Source organism: Paenibacillus validus NBRC 15382, from assembly GCF_004000985.1.
GTDB classification, from domain to species: Bacteria; Bacillota; Bacilli; order Paenibacillales; family NBRC-103111; genus Paenibacillus_G; species Paenibacillus_G validus.
The window spans coordinates 80483-98816 of the sequence record NZ_BIMH01000010.1 but is presented as its reverse complement, the minus strand read 5'-3'; the positions used below and the strand labels follow the sequence as shown (position 1 = coordinate 98816).

The window sequence follows — 18334 nt, the reverse complement described above, 5'->3', positions numbered from 1 at the left end:
CATGGACGCCTCATACGAGCGGATGCGATGAGACGCCATGGAATGCCGGCGCCGGTCCGAATTTCTTACACACCCAGATAGCGGTGCTGAATATCGTTATCCGCCAGCAGTTCTTTGGGACTCCCTTGCCACACAATTTGCCCTTTATTCATGACCATCACTTCATCCGCAACACCGCATGCCAAGAAAAAATTTTGTTCCACCAGGAGAATCGATAAACCCTTTTGCTTCAAAGTTCTAATAATTTCGCCCACCTGCCCGATAATAACCGGTGCAAGACCCTCGGACGGTTCATCCATCAGCAGGAAATGGGGATTGGTCATAAGCGCTCTTCCGATAGCCAGCATTTGCTGCTGCCCGCCCGAAAGCTGGTTGCCCATATTGGTTTCCCGTTCCTGAAGAACCGGAAACAGCTCGTATACTTTCTCCAAAGTCCACGGGTCCAGCTTCGTATCCCCTGAATTTTGCGGCTTCCTTGCAGGCATCGTCAAATTTTCTCTGATCGTTAACGATGGAAAGATACGTCTTCCCTGCGGGACCAAACCGAAGCCCAGCTTGGCAATACGATAAGGAGCTTCGCCTAATATCTCCTTATCCCCGTATCGGATGCTTCCTTTACGGGGAGGAGTCAGACCGGCGATGGAATGGATCGTTGTCGTTTTGCCCGCACCGTTGCGGCCGAGCAGCGCAACACACTTGCCTTTCGGAATTTCGAACGAAACGCCTTGCAGAATGTGGCTGTTCCCATAGTACGTATGAACGTTCTCAAGCTTGAGCATGTTCCCGTGCACCTCCGCCGAAATAAATCGCCTTCACTCGTTCGTCTCCGCTTATTTCATCAGGGCTGCCGGTTAAGAACACTTCCCCATGATGCAGCACGGTAATGCGGTCCGCAATCGAAAATACGACTTCCATATCGTGTTCGATGACCAATAGCGAAATGGAGCGGGGCAAGCCTTGAATCAGCTTCGTTGTCTGGACCGTTTCGGCCGGCGACATGCCTGACGTCGGTTCATCCAGCAGCAAAATACGCGGTTTCGAAGCGATCGCAAGCATGATCTCCAGCAATCGCTGCTCCCCGTATGACAGCTCGTTCACCACACGTTTCCGGCGCTCCCACAGATTCCACTGGGTCAGCAGCTCTTCCGCTTCTTCCATCATATCGCGATATTGGTTCAGCGGTTTAAATAAACGGTTCCGATAAGGCTTGCAGGCCGTAATGGCTAAGTGCAAGTTCTCCTCAATCGTTAATTTGCCGAACAAATTGTTTTTCTGAAACGTTCGCGCCATGCCGGCCGATACCCGGGTATGGGAAGGCATCCGGCTTACATCCTGGCCATGAATTCTCACGATTCCTTCATTCATGGGCACGACTCCCGTAATACAGTGAAACAGCGTCGTTTTCCCCGCTCCGTTCGGCCCGATGATCACATGCCGCTCCTCGGGCTTCACCTCCAGATGAACCTGCTTGAGCACCTGCAAAGCTTTATACGATTTCGATAAACGTTCCACCTGCAGAAGACTCATGGCCGGTTCCCTCCTACGCTGTCGCTTTCCGTAACTTTGGGCATTGCATAGGACGGCTTCTGATTATCCGCGTCAACGTCCGTGCGAGGCAGGGTCAGCTTTCTCCACAGGCCGATCAGCAAATGAGCCACGCCACCGCGTCCTAGCAAAACAAGAATGAGAAACAGAGCGCCCATAATAATCGGCCATCGTTCCGTATAGGAACTAATATAGCTTTGCAGGACGACGAACACCGCAGCTCCGATCGGAGGTCCGAGCAACGTTCCCGAGCCTCCGATAATGACCATGATCAGCGCTTGTCCGGACAGCCCCCAGCTGATGATTTCCGGACTGGCGAACTGGTTGGAGAAGCCGTATAACGAGCCCGCTAATCCCGCCATCATTCCAGAGAGCGTGAAGGCAAGCACTTTATAGCTTTCCGTGTTATACCCCAAAGCCCGCATACGGGAAGTGTTCTCTTTCACGCCAATCACAATTTTGCCTGTCGGAGAATTGATGAAATAGTGCAGCACGATATAACATAAGATAAAAATGACAGCCATTACATAATACCGGCCTATCGGAGTCGTAACAGGACCGAAACCAAAGTCAGGTCTTACGCTGATCGACATGCCGTCCGCGCCTCCGGCCAAGCTTTTAAATTTATAGAAAAACACGTAAAGGAGCTGGTTGAACGCAAGCGTCAGCATGAAAAAGTAAGATCCCGTTATACGCACGAACATAAGTGCAGCAATCCAGGCAAGCAGCCCGGTAATCACAATGGCAGCCATGATCAGCACATACGTGTTGGTCACAAACTGGCTCAATATCGCGACCACATATACGCCCGTTCCGAAAAAAGAAGCATGTCCGAACGATGTAAGTCCTGCATATCCCATGAGCAGGCCCAAACTGAGGGCAAAAATGGACATGATGAACAGCTCGCCCGCCAACCGGATGCCATAGGTGGAAAGTATGAATGGAAGGGCAAGAATTGCCGCTACGGCAACAATCGCAAGGACCTGATTTTTATTCATGCTCCCACTTCCCTTCCAAACAATCCGGTCGGTTTAACAATTAGGATGGCGATCATAAAGATGAAAATAAGCGCCATGGAAACGGAAGGGAAATACACCTGACCCATGCTTTCGATCAAACCGATCAAAATCGCAGCGATAAACGTTCCTTTCCAGGTTCCCAGTCCGCCGATAACGACAATGACCAGAGAAAGAATTAAAACTTCAATATCCATCCCGTTATATAAGCTCAGGATCGGTCCGGCCAATACGCCGCCGAATGCCGCCAAAGCTGCCCCAAAAACAAATACGCTGGCAAACACGAATTTCACGTTGATCCCTAGTGCGCCCAGCATCGTCCTATCATCAACGCCCGCCCGAATAATCGCGCCGGTTTGAGTGTGATTTTCCATATACCACAGAACGAAAGCCAGCAGGATTCCGATGATAATGACGAACAGCCGATACGACGGAAACATGACAGGTCCCATCGAAATGGAAAAGTTAAGAATGGGAGGCACGCCTAACGTTAGCGGATTGGAGCCCCACATCCACTTCATCAAATCGGCAATAATAAACATGAGTCCAAAGGTCATCAGAACTTCTTTATCATGCGATCCGTAAACAGGGGCCAGCAGCACGCGTTCAATAAACAGGCCGATCCCGCCAACCACAATGACAGATAAAATCAACGAGACCCAAAATCCGAAGTGCTGACTCGTAAATGTATAGGCGAGATATGCACCGAGCGCAAAAAATGTACCATGAGTCATATTCACCACATTCATTAAGCCGAATATAATAGACATTCCCGATGCGATCATAAACAAGAGCATTCCATAAGCCAAGCCTGTTAGAAGTTGTAGTAATAATGTGGATACATTCAAGTTATCTCCTCCAATGAATGCGCTTACAAACACATTCCTTTACGGGTGTGATTTATTTTTTGAATGGATTTTTTTCAGGCATCCCTACATCTTTCATCGTATCCAGATACTCGAATCCGAGCTTTCCGTCTTTCACTACAAATTTCTGCACAAAAAAGTCGGATATCGGATTGTTTGTTTTAGGATCCATTTGAAATTTACCGCGAGGACTGTCGAGGCTAATGTTCTTCATCACTTGAATCAGATCCTCTGCCTTTGTGCTTCCGGCCTTTTCGATCGCTTTGTCGGCCAGCATAGCGGAATCGTATCCCATAATTTCAATGTTAGGCGGAATGTTAGGATGCTTCTTCGTGAAAGCTTCCATAAACTTTTTAGTCGCCGGATTGTCCAAGGAATCTTTGAAAATTTTGATCCCGTATACGCCATCCAGAGCGGCGATCATTTCCGGCGTCGTGGCCAAATCCGTCGGCACTGTAGAAATTAACGCGATTTTATCCTTCAAACCGAATTCCTTGAATTGAACAGCAAACCTCATCCCGTCCGTGCTCGGTCCCATATTGTACACGACATCCGGCTTGGCTTGGGCGATTTGAGTCATGAACCCGGCAAAATCGTTCGTGCCTACTTTAGGAAATTCCATTTGCATCACTTGGCCGCCCGCAGCTTCATAGGCGCTCTTGAAAGCTTCAGCCTGCTCGCGACCCGCAGGATTGTCATATGAAACGATATACGCCTTCTTCCCGACATTCTTGGCTATATAATCGGAAATCGCAGCACCTTGCTGATAGTTGGAAGCGGCTGCTCTGTAAATGTAGTCGCTCTTCTTGTCCCACGAGCTGTCGTTCCCGCCCGCATTGGCAACGATCAGAGGCTTCTTATCCCTGTCAATCTGGTCCCTCAGAGCGTATAAAGTCGTACTGGTCGTCATCCCGATAAGCAAATCAATCTTGTCTTCGTCAACCAGCTTGTGATATTTACGCAAGGCCACTTGCGGATTGTTCTCGTCATCTTCATAAACAAGCTCTACTTTTTTGCCGCCCACCGTATGGTTATTTAACTCGAAATAAAGCTCCAGCCCGCGCTTCAAGCCTTCTCCGACCGTTGCGAACGGACCGCTGAAGGTCAGCAATACGCCGACTTTAACCGAATCTGCTTGATTGCCAGCCGGCTTTTCCGTACCTGAGCTTGCCGGCGCGCTGCCTCCATTGCTTCCACAGGCAGTCAGAAATAGGAGAAAAGCTGCTATGACAACAGCGAGTGATCTTTGCATACCTTTGTTTGTTAATCTCATGAGAATCCCTCCGGCTACAGGTTATGGTTGCTCTTACTATGCTTGTTCATCGTCTCAACGCGCTTGATCGCATCCGGGTCATTCTCGGGAAGCGGCATCGCATCCAGCACCACGTTGTGCAAGCGTGTCAACAGCCCGCGGAATTCCGAATAAGGAATAATGTAAGGGGCATTGTTCTCGACCGCCTCCAGCACCTTCTCGCCTAATTTGACGGGGTCCATCCCGCCCTCGCTGAACGCTTTCATTCGATTCATCGTTTCGGCATCCACCTGGGTCTTCGTGTCGGAAAGCTGCTGCGGACGGGTGACCACCGACTCGTGAATATTCGTATTGACCGCGCCTGGACAAAGCACCGATACGCCAATACCACGGGGCTCCAGATCGAGGCGGAGCGCCTCGCTCATCCCCCGTACCGCGAATTTCGACGTCGTATACACGGTGCTGCCTTGAATCGCGTAAAAAGCGGACATGGATGCGGTGTTCACGATGTGTCCGCCCTTGCCGTACTCGATCATGCGCGGAACGAAGGTTTGAATCCCGTTGATGACGCCGTTCAGATTAACGTTCATTAACCAGTCCCAATCATCGTAGGTCACCTTCTCGATGTGGTTCAGCAGGTTGACGCCGGCATTATTGCATAAGAGCTGCACCTTGCCGAATACGCGCTCCGCTTCATCCGCCGCCTCGGCCATCGCCTTCCGATCCGTAATATCGAGATGAATGGCATGAACTTGAGCGTTCCGTTCGTTGAAATACGCCATCGCCTGATCCAGATGATCCTGACGAATGTCGGCGATGACCACGTTCATGCCGGCGGCCGAGAACACTTTCGCCATGCCCAGCCCTACTCCGCTTCCCCCGCCGGTAATAAATGCGACCTTGCCTGCTAGATCCTTCATCATCGTTTCCTCCATATTTGCGGTGCGTATCGATAGCATGATCTAATCCCTATATCACTATATCAATAACATGCACACGCTTTCAATTTGTAATATAAAATTTACTTCGCATAATGAAATGTATTCATGTATTTCGAACCGCGCGGAATATCGTGGAAATCCCCTGACCTCCGGCAATGCATAGGGTGGCGAGGCCCCAGGTCACCTGTCTTTTCAGCATCGCATGGATCAAGGTCACACTAATTCTTGCACCGCTGTTCCCAATCGGATGTCCCAGGGCGATTGCCCCTCCGTTCACATTCGTCTTGTCCAGCGGTAAGTTCAATTCCTTGATAACGGCTAACGCTTGAGCGGCGAATGCCTCGTTCAGTTCAATCAGATCCAGATCCTGGAGCGTCAGACCGGCCATAGCCAATGCTTTCTTCGTAGCCTCTACCGGTCCGATCCCCATCCGCTCCGGCTGCACGCCCGACACCCCAAGGCCCGCTACTTCAGCCAGCGGCTCCAATTTATACCGCTTCAACATCTCTCCGGAAACCAGCAACAGCAAGGAGGCGCCGTCATTTAAACCGGAAGAATTGCCGGCGGTCACCGTTCCATTCTTCTTGAAAACCGGCTGCAGGCTTGCCAGTTTCTCCAAATCCGTTAGTCTTGGATGCTCGTCAGTATTAAAAATGGAAGATTTTCCTTTTGGCTGCGGTACGGCAACCGGGACAATTTCGTCCTTAAAATCATTTCCTTCTATGGCGGCACGAGCCTTGATCTGGCTATCGTAAGCAAAACGGTCTTGTTCTTCGCGGGAAATCGAGTACTCCTCGGCCAAATTTTCCGCCGTCATGCCCATGACGAGACGGCCATACTTTTCTTCCGGCTGCGAGCCCGGCTGACTTTCTTTATTGGGGTCCAAAATCTCGCTGTTTCCGGAAAGAAAGCCAAATCGGGCGTTTCGGATATAATAGGGGGCGTTGCTCATACTTTCCACCCCTCCTACGACATAGGCGTGTCCGGTGCCGGCGCGGATGGACAAATACGCATTATGGATAGCCTGCATGCCGGAGCCGCATTGACGATGGACCGTATACCCGGGAAGCGATTCCGGAAAGCCTGCCTTTAGCAGAGCCATTCTTGCAATATTCGATTGATCCTGACTTTGCTTCGCTTGGCCGATAATGACTTCATCGATGGCTTCGTCGGGAATCAGGTTTTTCTCCTTCAAATTCTGGAATAAAGGGAGCAGCAGAGCATCCGGCTGCATATCCTTAAGCGCTCCGCCTAATTTGCCCACCGCTGTCCGATGAGCGCTTACTACATATACGCGGTTATCCATTTGTTCGGGCACCTCCGTTCATTGTGTGACAGAGTCGGCGATTTCAAAGGATGCCTCCGTCTTGTCCTTCACTTCGTTCAGGTCGGCTCCAGGCATCAGCTCTGTCAATACCAACCGCTCGTTCCGATAGGCAAACACGGCCAGCTCGGTAATAATGACATCCACTTTCCGTACCGAGGTGATCGGATAGGTGCACGATTTCACGATTTTGGCAGCTCCGTTCTTGGCGGTATGGTTCATCGTGATCACGACCTTCTTCACCCCGCTCAGCAGATCCATCGCTCCCCCGACTCCCATAATGCTTTGTCCGGGTATGGCCCAATTGGCGATATGCCCGTGTTCGTCGATCTGCAAGGCGCCTAGAAATGCCATGTCCACATGCCCCCCGCGAATCATGGCGAACGACTCCGCGCTATTAAAGTAAGAGGCGCCGATTTGCTCAGCGATCGGCAGCTTCCCGGCATTGACCAAATTCGGGTCGAGCTCCTCTTCGCTCGTCAGCTCCTTGACACCCAGCATCCCGTTCTCAGTATGGAAATAGCCGCCGTCCGGCTTCACATATTTGGCTATTAACGTAGGAATGCCTATCCCCAGATTAACTATCGAATAAGGCTGAATTTCCACCGCAGCCCGCTTGGCAATCAACTCTTGGATCTCCTGATTCGAACGCATATTAAGATTCAACTCCTTCTTTTCCCAACACCAGCGTGCTCTTCACAATGGCGTCTACAAATAAATGAGGAGTTACAATTTCTTCAGGCGAAAGCTCTCCCGCTTCGACGATTTCATCAACCTCTGCGATCACGTAGTCCGCCGCCGTCGCCATCACCGGGTTAAAATTGCGCGCGGTCTTGTAATAAACCAAATTTCCGAGCGTATCGGCCTTCGCCGCTCTAATTAAGGAGACATTCGCCCACAAGGGCTTCTCCAGCACATATAACTGGCCGTTGATTTCCTTTACTTCCTTGCCTTTGGCCAATTCCGTGCCTACACTCGTCTTGGTGTAGTAACCGCCGATACCCGCGCCTCCGGCCCGGATCGATTCGGCCATCGTCCCTTGGGGCAACAGCTCGATCTCCAGCTTGCCTTCGTTAAAGCGGTCTCCTACTTCCCGGTTGCTTGTGAAATAAGACCCGATCGCCTTCTTGATCTTGCCTTGTCGCAACAAGAGGCCCAGGCCTTTTCCCGGTTCGCCCAGGTTATTGCTGATCACCGTCAGCTGTTCGGCATCATGACGGGTCAGGGCGTCGATCAGGCTTAAAGGAGCGCCCACCAAGCCAAATCCTCCGACCATGATGGTGTTGCCGGATGTAATGACGCGTATTACCTCATCGGCCGCTTTCCGTTTTTGCATCCTCATCCCCTCCTAAAGACTGCATCCGGTGTTACGTGTTTGCCAGCATGGCAAGACGCTGCTTCACCTCATGCCGGCAAATCCCCCCATGGTAGCAAACCACCGTCTCGATGTCGTACGACAATAACTTGGAGAGCGAGCGGATCGCTTCATCCATATCAAGCGTGTGCTGCTGCGCCGGTCCGAGCAACCGACCCTGAACGGCGATGGCCGCGTCACCGGCGAGCAATGTTCTATATGCGTGCACGTAGAAACTGGTGTGATCCGGCGTATGCCCCGGAGTCGATATCACCGTGATTCCTCCGCAATAGGGCAATACTTCGCCATCCTTAAGCACGGTATCCACCTTCGCAGCAGGGGCCGGCGCAGCGGCAGGCAAGCGGATCAGCCGTTTGTCGCCTTCCAGATACGGCTTCGTCATTTCGTGCGCCAGCACTTCAATTTTGTGGTCAGCCGCGCCGAGCAATTCCGGCAAGCTGCCGATATGATCCAGATCTTGATGGGTTACGATAATTTTAGTGAGCTTACGAAAAGGTACCCCCAGTTTTTCCATTTCATTCCGGATCGCTTCCAATTGTCCGGGCGTGCCGGTATCCACCAAAATAACATCTTGTTCGTCCCAAATCAGTGCAGGATGAATGATCTTGCGATCTCCGCCAAATACCATCGTTAAGTCAAGAGCTGCCAGCCCGGCTGCCTGCATATCACCATTCTCCTTGTGAAAATGATCTTCGATGGGTAGTTTCTTATTCATCGCAACGTCTTCCGTCATCAGCCTGGTCAATGAACTGTGGCTCACCTCGTTTCTCCGAAGCGTTTCTTGCGGCTCATACCCCGTTACAAGAGTAAAACAAAAATCTAACTGGATCCTTACAGGTTCATCTGAATATCTTACAAATCTATGCCTATAACGAAGAGTTTCAACGATTTTATCCCTTTTGTTAAGCCGGCAGATCGGCTATGATGGATTTGTTAGTGTACATCATGAAGGAGGATACGATGAAATCACAACCGTTATCGCATTGGGGCTTGAATACGAGCAGGCTCGTGCTGGGATGCATGGGGCTTGGCGGAGGCTGGAACCGCGACCCCATTACGAATGAACACCTGAAACATGCCGAGTCGGCGGTCGAAGCGGCGCTGGAGGCCGGCATTACGATGTTCGACCACGCCGATATCTATACGATGGGGAAAGCGGAGACCGTCTTCGGACAAGTGTTGAAAAAGCGGCCGCAGCTTCGCGACAGTATCGTCATCCAGTCCAAATGCGGCATCCGATTTGCGGAGGGCGACGTGCCGAGCCGGTACGATTTTTCAAAATCGCACATTTTGAATGCGGTGGACGGCATTCTGCAAAGGCTCGGGATCGAGACGCTGGATATTTTGCTGCTGCACCGGCCCGATCCGTTAATGGAGCCTGACGAAGTTGCGGAAGCGATCCATTCGCTGAAATCGTCAGGCAAAGCGAAGCGGTTCGGCGTTTCCAATATGAGCGCCGGGCAAATTCGTTTCCTGCAGCAGGCGTCGTCCGAGCCGATCATCGTCAACCAGCTCGAAATGAGCTTGGGGCATTTGCACTGGCTGGAGCAGGGCATTCTCGTCAATCAGCACGCAGGCACGAGCGTCAACTTCGCCGAGGGCTTGTTGGAGTTCTGTCAAACGGAACGCATCCAAATCCAAGCGTGGAGCCCGCTCGCCCGCGGGGTATTCACCGGACGTGCGGCGGACAGCGAGCCGGAGCACATCCGGCAAACGGCCGCGCTCGTCGCCAGGCTGGCGCAGCAGAAGGAAACGACGCCGGAAGCCATCGTCCTCGGCTGGCTGATGAAACATCCGGCGCGCATCCAGCCCGTAATCGGCACCGCCAATCCGAAGCGGATCGCCGCCTGCCGCGATGCGGAGCGCCAAGCGGAGCTGATGACCCGCGAGGAGTGGTATCAGCTGTATGTCAGCGCCAGAGGCGCGAACATGCCATAAGAGGCTAAAAAAAGTTCGGCCTGCAGGGGGCCGAACTTTTTTTGGGCCTTTCACGAACATGGATGTCCAGCATGCTCCTTGCCGAAGCGCGGAACATGCATGCGGACATTCCCCAGGAAATAAGTGCCCGTAACGAAGAACGGGCAGACGGCGTCCTTCGCTTCGTTCATTGGAGCGCCCGCCCGCCTGGCCTCAGGGGCTCCCCGGCTCTAGACGTGTTCGGGACGGCTTCGCGCCCAAGCGATCGAGCGGGCCAGCCCTTCTTCGATGCTCACCTTCGGACGATAACCGAGCAGCGCTTCCGCCTTGGACGTATCGGCCCACGTCATCTTCACGTCGCCGACCCGTTCCGGCTTGCGCACAATTTGCAGATCGGGAAAATACGATTGCAGCCCGTCCAGCAAACGATTCATCTCAACCGGCCGCCCGCAGCCCAAATTATACACGCCGACATCCTCCGGACTGTTCAGCGCCGCCTTCAGCCCGTCCGCAATGTCGTCGATATACGTGTAATCCCGCGCCGATCCTTCCCCGAACACTTCGATCGCCCGGCCGTTCATCGCGCTGCGGATGAATTTGGCAATCGCCATGTCCGGACGTCCCCAAGGCCCGTACACGGTAAAAAAGCGCAGTATCGTCATCCGGTACCCATACAAATACTTGTACGTATGGCACAGCGACTCGCCCGCCACCTTCGACGCCGCATAAGGGGAGATGACGCGGCCGTTGGCGGCTTCTTCGCGAATCGCCTCGCCTTCCCGTTCCCCGTATACAGAGGACGAGGAGGCGAACAGCACATGATTTACGCCCGTTTCCCCGGCTGTTCGCAGCACATTGATCGTCGCATGAATGTTATGGTCGACATAACCGTGCGGATCGGCGATCGACGGCGTCACGCCGGGAACTGCCGCCAGGTGATACACCGCATCGAAACGTCCCGCCTCCATGATGAGGCGCAGTCCTTCCTCATCGCGCAAATCCGCCTCGATCCAGCGGCAAGCCCCGCTTCCGACCACTTCCTCCAGATGAGCCCGCTTTCGTTCGGGCGAATAGTAAGGATGCAGCATATCGACGATCGTCACGTCGTGCTCGGCGAGCAGCTTGGCCGCCAAATGACTGCCGATAAAGCCAGCCCCTCCGGTAACTAAGATGTTCATAACGCGTTAGCCCCCGTCCCTTCTTCCTAAGTCAGTTTCTACCATCATACCGCTAACAACCCGTTTCCCGCCATAGACAATCGCTTCGCCAAACTTGACGACAGCAGCCCCTGCCCGAGCGCGCAAGCCTTCTTTCACGCGCTGATGAGCGAATCAGAGCGCTCCGGGTACGGCGATTCCCAGCCACGTCTTCAACAGCGCCATACAGCCTCAGGGGATGCCGGGAGTCTCGTTCAAAGAGGCGTCGGAATTTCCGCCCAGCCGGGCTTTGACCTGCGGACCCGATCGACAAAGGAAATCGTCCGCCGCAAACCGGCGCGATCCGTGTCGCCCGTCTCGGGCAGCTCGTCCGGCGTCCCGCCGCACAGCCGTGCGGCAGCGGCCAGGACAAGCGCGTCAACGATATCGTCGCGCCGTACCGTACGCCTCGGGTAACGGGCGAGCGTCTCCTCTACGATCCAGCCGGAGGACGGGAATACGCTCTGTAAGAGGCTCATCCTCTCCGCATACCCGTCTTCCGTTTTTTTGCCGTGTTCCATCGGCCGGCCGGACAGTCCGGCGAAGACAAGCTCCGGGTGCGCTTCGCGGAACGCTTCCCGCGCTTGCGGGTCGCGCCGCAGCAGCTCGTCGAGCTCGCGGATTTTTCCGACCAGCCCCCAGGATTGCCGGGACAACCCGCGTCCGCTTACTTCCCGCTGCACACGGTTCGCCTCCGCGTAATCGGCGGCTTCCAGCACTTCGCGAACGGGCGCAGGAAAAATACTTGATGCTCGTCCGGGCTTTAGCCGCTCCCTGGCGAGCGCATCGCACCGCCGGTCCAGCGGCCCGTCCGCCAACCCGATCGGCATGTCGATCAGCAGCAGCCGGGCATGCCCATAAGCGGCCCACAGCTCTTCGACGGTCGCATACAACGATGTCAGCCAGCCGCCGTCTTCCCCCGTCAAGGCGACGGCGAACCAACCGTCCGGACATCCGTCGATGCCGACATATACCGCCGCGCTTCCTTGCTTTTCCGGAATATGTTGCAAACGATTCGCCCCCGCTTCTTCCCATAAATGGGTATATTCCGATTGTATCATACAGGCCGCCGCATTCCCTTACGGCTCGCGTGAGGAGCCCGATATATGCGGGCAGGGACAGCCGTACAAGCGGAAATTCAGCCGCTGACATACGTTGTAACGGATTGAACCGGACTCTTGACGAAAGGGTAGGATGTAAGATGGGCAGAGACGTCGTCGATGTGTTGATTTCCGACCGGCGGAACGAGCATGAAATCACGCTTGTCGTGGAATGTTACTGCAAAGTTGCGCATGACTTGGAAGATCTGTACAACCGAACGAACGTTATTTTAATAAACGAAGGCGCGGAACGGATGGTGCAAGTTCATAGGGAAGACGGCGACGAGTGCGCGTACCCGTATATCGAAGTCGGTCCGCAAACCGCACTGGCGCTCGGACTGCAGGATCAAAGCCGCTATCTGATCGATTATAACTCGCTGCTGAATGCGATCACTTTGACCCGGATTACGTTAAGCAGCGGTGAAGCCGTGCTCGGGACGGATCGAAAGCGCGGCCGGGAACCTCGCATTACGCTCGGCCCCGCGCTGATTGCCACCCTTGGAATGGGCGGGCACACGAACTCCAGACTGACCGTGAGCAAAAACGGCGTGAAACTTAAGGCCAAGCTCGTCATTCCCGAAAACCAGTTCAGCGATGAACTCCTTCTGTCGCCTCACTTAATCAGGAAGCTCCGCCTAAGCGAAGGGAAACAGGTGCCGCTTTCATATCATCAACGAACCAAAACGTTATACATGGGGAAATTTACGGCTTCCAGCCCCGGAATGCCAGGCAATGACGAACTCCGCCCCGATGCTTCATCCCGAGCGCCTGCTTCCGCCATACGAACGGCCAAGCCACGCAAATCATCCGCTGGAGGCGTGCGGAAACCATTCAAGACCGCCTCCTCCTTGGCAAAGCCGGCATCAACCACCGTCACCGGATTCGGATTCGGACTCGTGGATCGCTCCATATCTATCGTCAAAGCTGCGCTGGCTTACTGGTTAAGACAGAAAGGCTCCAGATAAAAGCTGATGCCGGGCCTAACGAATGACGGTTGTATCCTTGTGGCGAAAGGCCGCCAGGTCGGAGCAAGCCCTGCAGCAATCCCATGCTCGAGCTTGACGAACGTTTCGTCCTGTTTTTCCTCCTAAGGCTTTATCCAGTACCGGTGACCTGAAATCCTGTCAAAACCAAGCTGCCGATACAGCGTCACCGCCGGCGCGTTGTCGTCGATCACCTGCAAATACAAGCGGTCGGCTTCGTGGTCCTGCGCCCATACGGCGAGCGCGCGAAGCAGCTGCTGGGCTATGCCTTTGCGCCGATGCTTCGGGTCCACGATAATATTGCTGATCCCTGCGAAGCCCCGCTCCGCTACAACCGTGCCGAGACCAACCGTTGCGCCGTCCTCCAGGACACGTACGAACGACTTCTCCGGCCCGACGGCCGAAAATATATGACGATACCCTGCGAACCGTTCCTGAGGAAAAGCTTCCAGCCGCATGAAATCGTGAATCCAGGAGTCATCGGCTTCCTCGGCACAATCGAAAGTAAACCGGCCTCCGTCCGTTACCCGCTCCAGCACCTCCCCCGTACGTCCGAGCATGAGCGAGCAATCCATCTCCAGCCGGTAGCCTTGTCCGGCCAGCTCCGCATCCAGCCCATCCGGTGACACGTCACTGACATAGAAACAAACGGGCAGTCCGCGTCTTTGGTAGAACCGCTCGATCCGGCGCAGCCAATCCGCATCTTCCGGCATCGGACCGACCGTGAACACGCTGTTTGCCCGTTTGGTCGTTCCGAAGGTCGCCCTCAGTTTCCAAGCGCCGTACGATTGCTGCGTGTAAGCCGGCCAAGCGTTCGCGACCAGCTCTTCGATTAATGCGACAATCCGAACGTCAGTTCCCATATACCATTCGCCTCCTTTCCAGTTGAACGAATTATAGTCGAATCTGCTTGCGTGCAATTGTCCCAGCTCGACAAAAAAGGGCCTTGCCGCGGAGGCAAGCCCTTCTCTGTGCTGCTTCTTCTTCTCGATTCGGTTTACGCTTTACCCAACTGATGAATCGGATGGCCGAGCGCGCCTTCGGCGGCGTCCATCGTAATTTCACCAAGCGTCGGGTGCGCATGAATCGTAAGCGCAATGTCCTCGAGCGTAGCGCCCATCTCAATTGCAAGCGTAAGCTCGGAGATCAGGTTCGACGCTTCCGCGCCGACGACGAATCCGCCGACGAGCAGGCCGCTGTCTTTATCGCCGACCAGCTTAACGAAGCCGTCGGTTGCGTTCATCGATTGTGCGCGGCCGTTCGCCCCGTACGGGAACTTGCCGACTACGACGTTGATGCCTTTCTCTTTCGCTTCGGCTTCACTGAGGCCTACACCCGCAATTTCCGGGTCGGCGAACACGACGGCCGGAATGGCTTTGTAATCGACGACGCTAGGCAGTCCGGCGATCGATTCCGCCGCGACCTTCGCTTCGTACGACGCTTTATGCGCCAGCGCCGGACCGGCGACGATGTCGCCGATCGCGTAGATGTGCGGCACGTTCGTTTGGCACTTCTCGTTCACCTTGATCAAGCCGCGTTCGCCGACTTCGACGCCCGCGAGCTCCAGCGACAATTCGCCGTCGGTGTTCGGGCGGCGTCCGACCGTAACGAGCACGTAATCGGCCGTCACTTTCTTCTCTTCGCCTTTGACTGTATACGTCACCGTCACATCGTTCTCCGTCCGCTCGCACGATTGCGCCAGCGCTTCGGTGACGATGTCGACGCCGATTTTTTTCAAATTGCGCTCGACGAGTCGAGTCAATTCTTTCTCAAAGCCCGGCAGGATGAAATCGGAACCCTCCAGCACCGTAACCTTCGTACCGAACTTCGCGTACGTTTGGCCAAGCTCGATGCCGATATAGCCGCCGCCGATGACGATCAGGCTCTTCGGCACTTCGGACAGCTTCAGCGCTTCCGTCGACGAGAGAATACGTCCGCCGTAAGGGAACGCCTTCAGCTCGATCGGACGGGAGCCTGTGGCGATGATGCAGGCGTTGAAACGGTAACGGGCCGTTTCGTTATCGTTAAACAAGCGCGCTTCGTGTTCGTTGATGAACAACGCTTCGCCGTTGAAATATTGAATTTTATTGCCCTTCAGCAGCATGCCGACGCCGCCGGTTTGCTTCTTGACGATTGCGTCCTTCCATGCTTGCACTTTGCCGAAGTCGACCTTGACGTTCTCAGCCGTAATGCCGATGGACTCGGCATGGCTGACAACCTCGTATTGATGCGCCGCGGAAATCAGCGCCTTGGACGGAATGCAGCCGCGGTTCAAGCACACGCCGCCGACTTCCTCTTTATCGACGACGAGCACGCTCTTGCCGAGCTGCGCCGCGCGAATCGCCGCCACGTAACCGCCGGGTCCTGCGCCGATGACCAATACGTCAATTTCTACCGATGCGTCACCTACTACCATAGCGGGTTACACCTCCATTACAAGCAGTTCCGGATCGGAAAGCAGCTGCTTGATGTAATTCATAAAGTTTTGCGCCGTCGCGCCGTCGATAATGCGGTGGTCGAAGCTGAGCGAAAGCGCCATAACCGGAGCAATCACAATCTCGCCGTTCTTCACGACAGGCTTCTCGGAGATACGGCCTGTACCCAGGATCGCCACTTCAGGGAAGTTGATGATCGGCGTGAAGAACATGCCGCCCGCGGAGCCGATATTCGTAATCGTCAGCGTGGAGCCTCTCAGCTCGCTGCCGCTAAGCTTGCCTTCGCGGCCGCGAGTCGCCAAATCTTTGATCGCCGCTGCGATTGTCCAAATGTTTTTGCGGTCCGCATCCTGGATTACCGGTACGATCAGGCCGTTGTCGGTATCCGTAGCAATGCCGATATGATAGTACTTTTTGTACACAATTTCTTGCTTCTCTTCGTCGATCATCGCGTTCATCGCCGGGAATTGACGAGCCGCTGCGACCAAAGCCTTCACGATGAAAGGCAGGTAGGTCAGCTTGACGCCCTTCTTCTCGGCAACCGGCTTCGCTTTCTCGCGCAGCGCGACCAGACGCGTCACATCGACTTCGTCCATCAGCGTTACGTGCGGAGCCGTGTAGGCGCTCTTCACCATCGCGTTCGCGATCGCTTTGCGGATGCCCTTCAACGGCACGCGCTCTTCCTCGCGGTCGCCGCTGACAGCGCCCGCTGCGGACGAAGCCGCGCCAGGTGCCGCTGCAGCTGCCGCCGGCGCTGCTGCGCCAGCCTCAGCCACAGGCGCAGCAGCAGCCTTGCCGCCGCCAGCTGCAAAGCCGAGCACGTCTTCCTTCGTGACGCGGCCGTTCTTGCCTGTCGCCGGCACGTCGGCGATGTTCACGCCTTTCTCGCGCGCCAGCTTGCGCACGCTCGGCGTCGCCAGCACTTGGCCTGCCGCCGCTGCCGGCGCAGACGCCGGGCTTGCCGCAGGAGCGCTGCCCGCCATCGGCGTGTCGATCTTCGCCGCCGCAACATTGGCCGCGATCGCGCTGCCGACCGGCTCAACCGCCGCTGGAGCAGGCGCCGCTGCCGGAGCCGCGGCTGCTTCGCCGTGGCCGTGGGCTTGCTGAGGTACTTCGCCGACAACATCGATGATCGCGATGACGTCGCCAATCGTACATACAGTACCTTCGGAAACTTTCAGTTCGACGATTTTGCCTTCTACCGGAGAAGGAACCTCTACTGTCGATTTATCGTTCTGCACATCCATCAATATCGTTTCATCGTTTACGGAATCACCGGGCTTTACATGCCATTTGACGATCTCGCCTTCATGAATGCCTTCGCCCAGCTCCGGAAACCGGTATTCAAACGTTGCCATCGATCACTCACCGTCCTTGTCGCTTCATCGTTTTAGAAATCGAGCACTTTATTCAAGCCGGCAACGATTTTCGCCGGGTTCGGAAGCCATTGATCCTCGACTTGCGCAAAAGGATACACCGTATCCGGCGGCGCCACGCGCAGTACCGGGGCTTCGAGGTGCAGGATCGCTTTTTCGTTAATTTGCGCGATCACTTCAGCCGCGATACCGGACGTTTTTTGCGCTTCTTGCACGACGATAGCACGGTTCGTTTTCTTGATCGACTCGACGATCGTATCGATGTCAAGCGGCATCAGCGTACGCAGGTCGATCACTTCGACTTTCGCGCCGCGCGTTTTCTCGATTTCTTCCGCTGCTTTCAAGGACGTATGCACCATCGCGCCGTACGTGATGATCGTGGCGTCCGAGCCTTCGCGAACGACGTTCGCTTTGCCGATCGGCACCGTGTACTCGCCCTCCGGCACTTCCGCGCGGAACGAACGGTACAGATTCAAGTGTTCCATGAAAAAGACCGGGTCGTTATCGCGAATCGCCGAAATCAGCAAGCCTTTGGCATCGTAAGGGTTCGAAGGCACAACGACCTTGATCCCCGGCGTTTGCACCAGCAGGCCCTCAAGCGGGTCCGTATGCAGCTCGGCTGCTTTCACGCCGCCGCCGAAAGGCGTTCGAATCGTGATCGGAGCCTGGTAACGGCCGCCGGAACGGTAACGCATCCGTGCCGCTTGCACCGCGATTTGGTCGAACGCTTCGAAAATAAAGCCGACGAATTGAATTTCCATAATCGGACGGAAGCCTTGAATCGCCATCCCGACAGCCATACCGCCAATCGCGGACTCGGCCAGCGGCGTATCGAATACGCGCTCTTCGCCGAATTCGCCCTGCAGCCCTTCCGTTGCCCGGAACACGCCGCCTACTTTCCCGACGTCTTCCCCGAAAATGACGACGTTAGGATCGCGCTGCAGCTCGACGCGCATCGCGTCTTTTATCGCTTGAATCATTGTCATTTGAGCCATGGCTGAAAGTCCT

Annotated in this window: 18 protein-coding genes; 2 read left to right on the top strand and 16 right to left on the bottom strand. The window is 54.9% G+C overall.

Features of this window, described 5'->3' with window-relative positions; translation table 11 throughout:
- Window positions 1-65: 65 nt before the first annotated feature.
- The 10 genes from PVA01S_RS09685 to PVA01S_RS09640 form a co-directional block, all read right to left on the bottom strand.
- Window positions 66-779 (bottom strand): ABC transporter ATP-binding protein, encoded by a 714-nt coding sequence (locus PVA01S_RS09685; RefSeq protein ID WP_127607169.1) that lies wholly within the window; start codon window positions 777-779, stop codon window positions 66-68.
- The gene (locus PVA01S_RS09680; RefSeq protein WP_054797121.1) at window positions 766-1527 is read right to left on the bottom strand and encodes an ABC transporter ATP-binding protein; all 762 of its coding nucleotides are present in this window, start codon (window positions 1525-1527) and stop codon (window positions 766-768) included. Before PVA01S_RS09680 ends, PVA01S_RS09685 begins: the two co-directional genes overlap by 14 nt.
- Window positions 1524-2543: a branched-chain amino acid ABC transporter permease gene (locus tag PVA01S_RS09675; RefSeq protein WP_127607167.1), complete on the bottom strand. Its 1020-nt coding sequence runs from the start codon at window positions 2541-2543 to the stop codon at window positions 1524-1526. The genes PVA01S_RS09680 and PVA01S_RS09675 overlap by 4 nt, the downstream gene beginning before the upstream one ends.
- Complete coding sequence (locus PVA01S_RS09670; RefSeq protein WP_127607165.1) at window positions 2540-3409, bottom strand: branched-chain amino acid ABC transporter permease; 870 nt, start codon at window positions 3407-3409, stop codon at window positions 2540-2542. The genes PVA01S_RS09675 and PVA01S_RS09670 overlap by 4 nt, the downstream gene beginning before the upstream one ends.
- Before the next feature lie 52 nt (window positions 3410-3461).
- Complete coding sequence (locus PVA01S_RS09665; protein ID WP_127607163.1) at window positions 3462-4700, bottom strand: ABC transporter substrate-binding protein; 1239 nt, start codon at window positions 4698-4700, stop codon at window positions 3462-3464.
- A gap of 14 nt (window positions 4701-4714) precedes the next feature.
- Window positions 4715-5602 carry an SDR family NAD(P)-dependent oxidoreductase gene (locus PVA01S_RS09660; RefSeq protein ID WP_218029633.1) on the bottom strand — a complete coding sequence of 296 codons (888 nt, stop codon included), beginning with the start codon at window positions 5600-5602 and terminating at the stop codon, window positions 4715-4717.
- 121 nt (window positions 5603-5723) lie between these two features.
- Entirely contained in the window at window positions 5724-6926 is a 1203-nt protein-coding gene (locus tag PVA01S_RS09655) for a thiolase family protein (protein ID WP_127607161.1), read from the bottom strand.
- Window positions 6927-6944: 18 nt separating this feature from the next.
- Entirely contained in the window at window positions 6945-7598 is a 654-nt protein-coding gene (locus PVA01S_RS09650; protein ID WP_127607158.1) for a 3-oxoacid CoA-transferase subunit B, read from the bottom strand.
- A gap of 1 nt (window position 7599) precedes the next feature.
- Window positions 7600-8280: a CoA transferase subunit A gene (locus tag PVA01S_RS09645; protein ID WP_127607156.1), complete on the bottom strand. Its 681-nt coding sequence runs from the start codon at window positions 8278-8280 to the stop codon at window positions 7600-7602.
- 31 nt (window positions 8281-8311) lie between these two features.
- The gene (locus tag PVA01S_RS09640) at window positions 8312-8947 is read right to left on the bottom strand and encodes an MBL fold metallo-hydrolase (protein ID WP_412760932.1); all 636 of its coding nucleotides are present in this window, start codon (window positions 8945-8947) and stop codon (window positions 8312-8314) included.
- Between the two features lie 332 nt (window positions 8948-9279).
- Between PVA01S_RS09640 and PVA01S_RS09635 the strand changes: the two genes are divergently transcribed.
- On the top strand, window positions 9280-10257 hold the full coding sequence (locus PVA01S_RS09635) for an aldo/keto reductase (RefSeq protein ID WP_054797155.1): 978 nt from the start codon (window positions 9280-9282) through the stop codon (window positions 10255-10257).
- A 209-nt stretch (window positions 10258-10466) separates the two neighbouring features.
- Here the strand turns inward: PVA01S_RS09635 and PVA01S_RS09630 are convergent, their stop codons facing one another.
- Together PVA01S_RS09630 and PVA01S_RS09625 are read right to left on the bottom strand one after the other, a co-directional pair.
- Window positions 10467-11414, bottom strand: a complete 948-nt coding sequence (locus tag PVA01S_RS09630) for an NAD-dependent epimerase/dehydratase family protein (RefSeq protein WP_127607154.1) — start codon at window positions 11412-11414, stop codon at window positions 10467-10469.
- Window positions 11415-11647: 233 nt separating this feature from the next.
- Complete coding sequence (locus tag PVA01S_RS09625) at window positions 11648-12493, bottom strand: DUF429 domain-containing protein (protein ID WP_127607152.1); 846 nt, start codon at window positions 12491-12493, stop codon at window positions 11648-11650.
- 140 nt (window positions 12494-12633) lie between these two features.
- Between PVA01S_RS09625 and PVA01S_RS09620 the strand changes: the two genes are divergently transcribed.
- Entirely contained in the window at window positions 12634-13497 is an 864-nt protein-coding gene (locus tag PVA01S_RS09620) for a hypothetical protein (RefSeq protein WP_127607150.1), read from the top strand.
- Between the two features lie 122 nt (window positions 13498-13619).
- Here the strand turns inward: PVA01S_RS09620 and PVA01S_RS09615 are convergent, their stop codons facing one another.
- The 4 genes from PVA01S_RS09615 to PVA01S_RS09600 form a co-directional block, all read right to left on the bottom strand.
- Window positions 13620-14378, bottom strand: coding sequence for a GNAT family N-acetyltransferase (locus PVA01S_RS09615; RefSeq protein WP_127607148.1), 759 nt, complete (start codon window positions 14376-14378; stop codon window positions 13620-13622).
- Window positions 14379-14512: 134 nt separating this feature from the next.
- A complete protein-coding gene (gene lpdA / locus PVA01S_RS09610; protein ID WP_127607146.1) occupies window positions 14513-15931 on the bottom strand; it encodes a dihydrolipoyl dehydrogenase in 1419 nt (472 codons plus the stop codon).
- A 6-nt stretch (window positions 15932-15937) separates the two neighbouring features.
- A complete protein-coding gene (locus PVA01S_RS09605) occupies window positions 15938-17308 on the bottom strand; it encodes a dihydrolipoamide acetyltransferase family protein (RefSeq protein WP_127607144.1) in 1371 nt (456 codons plus the stop codon).
- Between the two features lie 32 nt (window positions 17309-17340).
- Complete coding sequence (locus tag PVA01S_RS09600; protein WP_127607142.1) at window positions 17341-18321, bottom strand: alpha-ketoacid dehydrogenase subunit beta; 981 nt, start codon at window positions 18319-18321, stop codon at window positions 17341-17343.
- Window positions 18322-18334: the final 13 nt, after the last annotated feature.